This window comes from Acinetobacter sp. S4400-12 (genome assembly GCF_024129495.1).
In the GTDB taxonomy this organism is placed as follows: Bacteria; Pseudomonadota; Gammaproteobacteria; order Pseudomonadales; family Moraxellaceae; genus Acinetobacter; species Acinetobacter lwoffii_C.
This window is the reverse complement of the sequence record NZ_JAMXYB010000057.1, coordinates 1-6108: the sequence shown is the minus strand read 5'-3', so window position 1 is coordinate 6108 and position 6108 is coordinate 1. Positions and strand designations below refer to the sequence as shown.

Here is a 6108-nt window from a genome sequence, read left to right as displayed (position 1 = left end):
CCATCCGCAGATTATGCACGAATGCCAAGAAATCTGGAGTGCAAATATCAACCAAAAAGAAGATCATTTTTTGATTTATGAAAGAGATCTATTTAAACAGGATTAGAATTATATACAATTTGATCCTTTCACCTGTAAATCATTTTTTTCAAAAATAGTTTTTTTCTTGTTCTTTATATTAACATATTCAACATTATATAAAAGATAACCTTGAGACATAAAAGTATAATATCCTGTTATTTTTCCATTTATTATTTCATTCATCTTTCTGTAGACTTCTGGTTTAGCATCATCTCCTATATCAATACTTTCTTCTTTTACAGATTTTGATATTTTAATATTTTTAAAATATGGATAATATTTTATATAGTTAATATCAGGATATTGACTAGAAACCAATAGTATTACATCATTCTTACTTTTTAGACAATAATATTTTTCTTTTGATTGTGCATTTGAACATAGCACTAAAGAAAAAAATATAAATATAATTTTCATCATAATTCTTTTTCCCTCTTTTCAACTAATAATTTTGCAGATTTTGTATTATAACTATATATTTCTCTACCAACTTTATTCCCATTTTTATCTTTTCTGAAGCCAAAAGGAAACTCTTTATCTTTAATTATTTCTAAAAACCTTATATATCCTTTTTTCACTTCATTTGCATTCTTTGATCTCCTCTTTTTATAACCATTAGGATCATTACATAACCCCCACCTAAAGCACTCACCGATCTTATTATTGTATATATAATTATTCTCAAATTTCCATATTTATTAAGAGCTATTATTAATTCATCATTTATATTTTTACATTTCCAAAAAAATATGCTACAGCTTTTTATAATATTTCTCCCTATCACCAAAACCACTCCTACCATTAATTAGTACATAAGTTGTTATTAATCATGAGGAGTGAGACTTCCGGCTCTAGAATGATGCCAATACCAAATTGCCGAACCTACTGCATGCTTTTTTTCTTTAGCAATTCTATGCCTATGATGGTTTAAGAAATTTTCATTAACTGCTAAACCATATAACTCATAATTTTTTTTATATATTATTTGCATTAAGCCTTGCCCTTTATAACCATCATAAACTTCACTTTCAGATTCCCCCCCTCAATCCCTCTTACATTAGAAAATAACGAGTTATTTCATGTAAAGTATGAGCTATAAAATGGGCCTCTTCGAGACATGACGAATTTAAACACGAGGTGCGACATAAATAAAATAGTGATTATAATCAACCAATTGAGAAAATTTGTCTAACGAGGTATACCAATCTAAAGGCTTCCTAAGTCTTGGTCTTGTATGGAGTGACATAGCCATTTGATTCAAATAATGCTGATCTGCTTGATTGAGGTCAATGCCTTTAGATAAATCTTGACGAATTAGATCCTTTATATTTTCACAAATCCCTTTCTGCTATGCTAAATGCGAATCACAAAATATACTTCTATCCCTAAATCCTGTTCTAAAGTTTTATGCTCAGCCATTTCACGACCTCGGTCATATGTCAGTGTTTTGCGTAATTCACATGGAAGATATTTCAAAGCCTCCGTTAATGCCAAACGTACTGATTCTGCTTTTGCATCAGGTAATACTGCCAATATGCAAAGCCGAGTATTACGTTCAATCAGGGTGGCAATAGCACTCTTATTGCCCTTGCCTTTAATTAAATCAACTTCCCAATGTCTAAGTATCTTTCTTCCACTTCCTGTGGGCGTTCATGTATCGCCTTAATCTATTGTAATAGTGAATCTTTTTTAATTTCATCATTCGCCTTACGTTTTTTTATTTTCATGTCTCAAACAAGAGAGCAAGTCTTTCTTCAGTTCACCTTTAGGTAAAGCTCGAAGGGTTGAATAAATCGTTATATGGCGGATACTCATGTGACCATTTGGCTCAGATAATTGTTTTAAACGTTTAGAAATTTGTTCAGGAGAATATAAATAGCGAAGGGCTTTGGTTTAGAAACTCTCAATAAGTTACTTCAAATTTAAGAAAAAAGTCATCAATTACACAAAATAATTCGGTACTATTAAACATTAGAGCTAGGACTCAAGGTTTAGTGTGGTAACACAACTGATGCCTCTATTCCTTTTATTTTTCAAGTCAACCTCCTATCCGCGATTCGTGGTTAATATAGTAATCTTTCTAATTATTTTTAAGAAAATCTCTATAAATAATATTTTCACACCCTAAAGTAGACTCTAAACAATCTAAATCTGAATCTAAAATCAATTTATAGATATTCACTTTCCCATTAATTTCTATAATATTTACATTATATAAATATTTTTTTCTTTTTTAATATATGAAAAACTATCCCCAGCTAATATACTCTCATAATCACTTTCTAAATTAGCAGAAGAAGAATTTATTAAGGGAGCCTCAATGACTAAATTTGAAAATTTATTATATATAAAAAAATTAGATATAAATTTTTTATAAGGTCTTTTTACATAATCTACATCACTAAACTCTCTTATCCGAAAAGCCACTATTTTTTGATCTTGATAAAGTAATTTTAAATCTATATTTGATTTTAAAGGTACAGTACTTTGATATAAAATATAATCTTTTTGATTATTTAAAACCTCAACCCCATAACTCTTAAGACTATATTCCCCCCAGAATATTTTTTGTTTTTATTCCCATAATCAACTAAACCCAATTTAAAATTTTTATTTAATTGAGAAAATCTACCAAATTGATCTAGGAATAAAACTGGTTCTTTAATTTGGATAACAATTTGTTGATAATCATTCCAATCTATATTTTTTGCATGACATGATAATGAAAAGAAAATACTGCTAATTATTACTATAGATTTAATTATTTTCATATTTTAAGTGCCTAAATTAATTTGGTTACAAAAAAGGAATAGGATCAAATCTTCCCTATAAACCTGTACCGAGCAATGCTGAATTGCTTACATCAAAATACAAATGCCCTCTATTTTGATATAGTCATCATTCCCTCAGCATTTCCAGTAGAACCTGTTTTACCTAAACTGTCTTAGAATCAACAACATCTTCTTTTTCAACATCTATAGTAAATAAATGCGCGTAAAAAAAGTAAATTGTATTGCTTTTTGTAATATTATTTAATGCATAAGTTTTTTGCTTTTCAGGCAAGTCATCGATATTTACTTCTAATACTATAATTTTGCCATATGCCTTTCCACTATCTATTGCAATAGCAATAACTCCACTACATACTGCAAAAATATTTGCACTTGATTCAGCGGCTAAATTTATACCTTAATGATTCTTTTTACCTCCATTTCTAACCATACTAAAGTAGCACTTTTTATATTTGCTAGACTAGTAGTTTTTAGGTGAGAGTGAACAGAAACATCAGCCTGAATATCGTCGTCAATGGAGTAAACTACATATCAGCATAGATGTTAAGACCCTTCAAATACGGGCTGTACAGTTAACTACGAACAATGTTAGTGATTCAGGTGCTCGGGGATTGGCTTGATCAAATTCCGCTGGATGAGCAGATTGATTCGGTCTATACAGATAGGGCTTATGACACAAAATACTGCAGAAAAGTCATTTCAGATCGACAGGCATATGCGGTGATTCCCCTAAGAAAAAATGCGAAACTCTGGAAAGACAAAAAACTGGGATCTTTAGAGCGAAATGAGTTATTGAAAACGGTCAAATGCCTAGGAAGAACAGTTTGGAAAAAGTGGTCTGGGTATCACCGGCGAAGCTTGGTAGAAGCCAAGATGCATTGCATCAAAGTATTGGGAGATAAACTCAGTACCAGGAACTTTCAAAGCCAAGTGAATGAGATTCATGCTCGTGTAGCCGTATCAAATATATTTACGGAATTAGGCTGACCTCATACCCAAGTTGTCACTTAAACCTGAGTCGCTTAGGGTAAATCTATTCCTTAAGTCTTTTTTTACATAAAAGTCACTCAAAATCAATAGTTTAACAAAACACCTCTTACGAAAGTAAAAAGCACCTCAATATAAGTTTCATCAGATATCAGAAATTAAACCGTTTTTCAGATTATGAATTCAAACGCCTGGTTGGCGTACCTCGACAAGTTTTTACTGAAATGGTAGAGGTTGTAGAAAAAGCAGAATCACTCAAAAAGAAATCAGGTCGTCCTCATACTTTAGATATAGAGGATCAGTTATTATTAACTCTCCATTACTTATATTTGCAGTGTTTCAGCATTTATACCAATATGCAGTTTACGCTATTGCCGACGGTATTCAGGATGATATCTCTTACGCTTCCATTCGTCTTCACCTAAAAATTTTAAACCCGTAGAGTCGACAATGAGCAGCATACTGCGTAAGGTAACCCATCACGACTTTTCCGATAGCTTATCGCAATATCAATATACTTTTGTCGTCTACAGAGGGTAGAGTAATCTGGTGCTGTCCAATTTAAGCCACAGAGTTTAGTCAGGCTTTGAGCAAAGCCTGTCACCATACGTAAAGAAAGACGGAATAGAGATTTGATCATTAAACAGCATTGAATCACTGTATCGGAATAAGTTTGATTTCGTCCGTGCTTGCCTTGTGGTTGCGCATACCATTGGATCCTAGGGTCAAACCAGATTGAAATATTTCCTCGCTTGATTAAAGCTTGGTTATATGAGGACCAATTAGTTGTACTGTAGATTTTAGGGGCAGGCTTCTTCATCTGGAAATTATATTGCTGAAGAAGCCTTTAAGAATAGCTTTGCGCAACAAAGCCGTTATTAATATCAAAATCAATGACTGAGTGATAAACATAAAAAACTACTCAGTTTAACCTAATTCTTATATTTTATAGAATGAACTATACAAATCGCTTCTGTATAATGAAAGATGGAATCTGCACTATAAATATCTTTACATATTAACTCTACCTTCTTATTATAACTAATTTTAATTTTTTTATCTAAATAATTAAGTTGAACTTTATTAATATTCTCTATATACTCATCCTCACTTTCTAGGAATAAGTCTATCTTTTGATCCAAACTAATATAGTCATATTCTATAGCTTTATTATTTTCATCATAAATAACCTGATTTTTTAATTCTCCTAAAAATTTAAAATATTTTTTATTCTTTATCTCTGCTCTTACATTTGATTGTAAAACAAAAAAAATAGATATTATTAATATTACTATTTTCACAATGTATTCCTTAATTGAATCTTTGTTCTTTTATAATATTTCCTTTTGAGTCCCACTCTCGCCACAACCCTATCTTAATTCCATTTTTATAATATCCTTCATATATAAAAAATTTAGGGTTTATAGTATATTTTTCATAGCACCTTCCACTTTCTTTTCCTAACTTGTAAGAACATTCACTCAATAACTCTCCTTTTTCATTCCATTTTTTAACAACCTCCTCTAAATTACCATTTACATATGTCATTTCTTCTTTTAACTTACCATTTTCGTACCATGTCCTCCATACCCCATCTTCTCTATAGTTCTTATAATTAGTTAATGCCATTTTATATCCAGATTCATACTAAATTACTCTTTTCCCTTCTCGTGGAAAATAATTATTTTTTTGATTTTCATTAAAAACATAATATTTTTTTCCATCAATAAGCCAATAAGGATCCGTCTGCTTCATGCCTGATATATAAAAATCCTGTACTAGAAATTTATCACTATTTTGTCTTATTAGTATTCTATAATATTTAGCATTTTCTTTATTTACATGGATTTGTCCAGCATCTTCAGCATCATTCATATACATGATAATTCCATCATTAACACTTAAAGTTAATCTATATACTTGATTTTTTTTAATATCATTAACTTTTAATTTTTTTTCTGCACAACCAGTAATTATCAAAAAAGACAAAAAAATACATATTTTCTTTTCCCTACTAAACATTTATATTACCTCGTACTACTTCCTGTATTAATTAATTTTAAACCTAATAAAGAATAGATCTCTTGCGAAAGTAAAAACCGCCTCAATATAAATTTCATGAGATATCAAAAATTAAATCGTTTTTCAGATTCTGAATTCAAACGCTTGGTTGGCGTACCTCGACAAGTTTTTACTGAAATGGTTGAGGTCTTAGAAAAAGCTGAATCACTCAAAAAGAAATCAGGTC

General features: G+C 30.5%; 6 protein-coding genes and 6 pseudogenes. 3 read left to right on the top strand and 9 right to left on the bottom strand.

The features are described 5' to 3' along the window. Positions 1 to 108 precede the first annotated feature (108 nt). The 5 genes and pseudogenes from NI461_RS13610 to NI461_RS13595 form a co-directional block, all read right to left on the bottom strand. Positions 109 to 501, bottom strand: coding sequence for a hypothetical protein (locus NI461_RS13610; protein ID WP_227548029.1), 393 nt, complete (start codon positions 499 to 501; stop codon positions 109 to 111). Then, complete coding sequence (locus NI461_RS13605) at positions 498 to 659, bottom strand: hypothetical protein (RefSeq protein WP_153228194.1); 162 nt, start codon at positions 657 to 659, stop codon at positions 498 to 500. Before NI461_RS13605 ends, NI461_RS13610 begins: the two co-directional genes overlap by 4 nt. A 245-nt stretch (positions 660 to 904) precedes the next feature. Beyond that, positions 905 to 1087: pseudogene (locus NI461_RS14335) on the bottom strand (pyocin R, lytic enzyme); the annotation flags it as partial. 120 nt (positions 1088 to 1207) lie between these two features. After that, positions 1208 to 1971: pseudogene (locus NI461_RS13600) on the bottom strand (IS30 family transposase); the annotation flags it as partial. Positions 1972 to 2597: 626 nt separating this feature from the next. After that, a complete protein-coding gene (locus NI461_RS13595; RefSeq protein WP_227548028.1) occupies positions 2598 to 2852 on the bottom strand; it encodes a hypothetical protein in 255 nt (84 codons plus the stop codon). 488 nt (positions 2853 to 3340) lie between these two features. On the opposite strand from NI461_RS13595, the pseudogene NI461_RS13590 reads away from it, so the two are divergent. Together NI461_RS13590 and NI461_RS13585 are read left to right on the top strand one after the other, a co-directional pair. Beyond that, positions 3341 to 3860, top strand: a pseudogene (locus NI461_RS13590) (IS5 family transposase); the annotation flags it as partial. Between the two features lie 143 nt (positions 3861 to 4003). Beyond that, positions 4004 to 4186, top strand: a pseudogene (locus NI461_RS13585) (IS5/IS1182 family transposase); the annotation flags it as partial. Here NI461_RS13585 and NI461_RS13580 read toward each other — a convergent pair. The 4 genes and pseudogenes from NI461_RS13580 to NI461_RS13565 form a co-directional block, all read right to left on the bottom strand. Further along, positions 4187 to 4680: pseudogene (locus NI461_RS13580) on the bottom strand (IS5 family transposase); the annotation flags it as partial. 112 nt (positions 4681 to 4792) lie between these two features. Continuing rightward, the gene (locus tag NI461_RS13575) at positions 4793 to 5161 is read right to left on the bottom strand and encodes a hypothetical protein (RefSeq protein WP_151207564.1); all 369 of its coding nucleotides are present in this window, start codon (positions 5159 to 5161) and stop codon (positions 4793 to 4795) included. 10 nt (positions 5162 to 5171) lie between these two features. After that, complete coding sequence (locus NI461_RS13570; RefSeq protein ID WP_151207562.1) at positions 5172 to 5489, bottom strand: toxin-antitoxin system YwqK family antitoxin; 318 nt, start codon at positions 5487 to 5489, stop codon at positions 5172 to 5174. Between the two features lie 18 nt (positions 5490 to 5507). Continuing rightward, complete coding sequence (locus NI461_RS13565) at positions 5508 to 5882, bottom strand: hypothetical protein (protein WP_151207560.1); 375 nt, start codon at positions 5880 to 5882, stop codon at positions 5508 to 5510. A gap of 96 nt (positions 5883 to 5978) precedes the next feature. Here NI461_RS13565 and NI461_RS13560 point away from each other — a divergent pair. Continuing rightward, positions 5979 to 6108: pseudogene (locus tag NI461_RS13560) on the top strand (IS5/IS1182 family transposase); the annotation flags it as partial.